The 2,321-nt window shown below is 67.3% G+C and carries 2 protein-coding genes; both read right to left on the bottom strand.

The features are described 5' to 3' along the window. Window positions 1-1,232 (bottom strand): DEAD/DEAH box helicase (locus tag SAS01S_RS21850; RefSeq protein ID WP_066813323.1); only part of this gene is annotated, 1,232 nt, incomplete at its 3' end. Between the two features lie 209 nt (window positions 1,233-1,441). Then, window positions 1,442-2,321, bottom strand: an 880-nt coding sequence (locus tag SAS01S_RS21845) for a methyl-accepting chemotaxis protein (protein WP_066813317.1), incomplete at its 5' end; no start/stop codon positions are given.

The following is a 2,321-nucleotide window of genomic DNA, read 5'->3' as shown; positions in this document are numbered from 1 at the left end:
GGGCGAACGCCACGCGGGCCGCGCGGACGCTCGTCGCGTTCCTGCTGCGCGGTGACCGATTGCTTCGACCGGGTCGAGACGATCTTCGCCGCCTCGGCCAGGAAATTCTCCGGCAGCGCCTTCAGCGGCACCTTCTGGCGGATAAGCTTCTCGATGTCGCGCAGGTACGGACGCTCGTCGTCCGCCACGAAGCTGATCGCGATGCCATCATTGCCCGCACGCGCGGTGCGGCCGATGCGGTGGACGTACTGCTCGGGTACGTTGGGCAGCTCGAAATTGATCACGTGGCTGACGCCCGACACGTCGATGCCGCGCGCGGCGATATCGGTCGCAACCAACACCTTGACGTCGCCCGACTTGAACGCAGCGAGTGCGCGCTCACGATTGACCTGGCTCTTGTTGCCGTGGATCGCGTTGGCCGCGATGCCATTGCCTTCGAGCAGACGGACGACGCGGTCGGCGCCGTGCTTGGTGCGGGTAAAGACCAACGCGCGTTCGAATGACGGATCGCGCAGGGTCATCGTCAGCAGCGCCTGCTTTTCGGCCTGGTTGACCAGGGTGGCATATTGATCGACGCGCTCGGCGGTCGTCGCCGCCGGCTTGATCGAAACCAGTGCCGGGTCCTTGATGAACTGATCGGCGAGCTCGCGGATCGACTGCGGCATGGTCGCCGAGAAGAACAGGGTCTGGCGCTGGCGCGGGACCATCTTCACGATCTTGCGTAGCGCGTGGATGAAGCCGAGGTCGAGCATCTGATCGGCCTCATCGAGGACCAAGGTCTCGATCAGATTGAGGCTGACGAAACGCTGCTCGATCAGGTCGAGCAGGCGGCCCGGCGTGGCGACCAAGATGTCGACGCCGCGGCTCATGTCCTGGCGGTTCTTGTTGATGCTGGTACCGCCGAACACGGTCGCGACCGTCATGCGGCTGAACTTGCCATAAGCGCGCGCGCTTTCGGCGATCTGGCTGGCGAGTTCGCGGGTCGGGGCGAGGACGAGCATGCGGCAATGCGTCGGCAGGACGCGCTTGTCGCTCTCGACCAGGCGCTGGATCGACGGCAGCACGAACGCTGCGGTCTTGCCGGTGCCGGTCTGCGCGATGCCGAGCAGGTCGCGGCCCTCGAGCACATAGGGAATGGCCTGCGCCTGGATCGGCGTCGGCGTGGAATAGCCTTTGGCTTCGAGCGCGCGAACGAGCGGCTCGGCAAGGCCGAGATCGGTGAAATTGGTCATGGAAACCTTATGCAAAAAATGCCTCTCGCGCGCCGGAAAGGCGCACGGGCGGCGGGGAGAAATGACACCCCGCGTGACTTGGGAAGCCTGTCGCTAAAACGACCGAGGCGGAGCCTGAACCATAGCCATAAGCCCGGGTTCGATCACGCTGCGTACGCCTCGATGCCGGCCATGTATTTGCTGCGGCGCAAAAAGTCAAGGTCGCGCGGCTAGGCGGCTTCGAGTTCCGCCAGGAAGCTGGTCAGGTGCGTTTCGAGCGAACGTGCCCTGCTGCCCAGTGCGTCCGCCATGTCGCGCATCCGCGTCGCATCATCGCCGGTCGCGCTGGCGACGTCCAGGATCGCGCGCACGCTCTGGTCGATATGGTCGGTGGCGATGCTCGCTTCCGCGACGTTGGTCGAGATGTGCAGGGTCGCGGCGCCCTGGTCGTGAACCGCGCCGGCGACGGTATCGGACAGCGCGTCGACCGCACCGACCGCATCGACCATGCCGCCTTGGGCGAGCGAGACCTGGTCGACCGCATGGCGAATGTGCGCGACATATTTGCCGATATTCCCGGCGGCGACGCGGGTCTGCGTGGCGAGCGATTTCACCTCTCCGGCGACGACCGCGAAGCCGCGCCCCGCTTCGCCGGCGCGCGCCGCCTCGATCGTCGCGTTGAGCGCGAGCATTGTCGTGCGCTGCGCGATGTCGACGATCAGCGCGGTGACCGAGCCGATCTGGTCCGCCGCGCCGGCCAATTGCCCGACCTGGCGCGTGCCGCCCGTCACCAGGTCGACCGCCGCGCGCGTGGCGCGCTTGGCTTCAGCCATTTGCCGCTCGACGCCGTGGAGCGAATCGGCCAGGGCGCCGCCGCGATCAGCGATTTCAGCCATATGGACCGCCGCCTGCGACGCCGCCGCTGCGGCGTTTGCCGTCGCGCCACCGATCTGATCGGCACGCTCGGCCATCCGCCCCGACGTGCTCACTACCAGCGTCGATGCGTCGGCCAGATCGGTGGCGAGATCGCGCGCGGCAGCCTTGAAGCGCTCGCCCGCCGCCTGGATGCGGTCGGCGCGTGCCGCCCGGCTGGCGACCGCGGCGGCGCTG

The organism is Sphingomonas asaccharolytica NBRC 15499 (assembly GCF_001598355.1).
GTDB lineage: Bacteria > Pseudomonadota > Alphaproteobacteria > Sphingomonadales > Sphingomonadaceae > Sphingomonas > Sphingomonas asaccharolytica.
The sequence above is the reverse complement of the archived record's forward strand: the minus strand, read 5'-3'. Positions and strand labels throughout refer to the sequence as shown.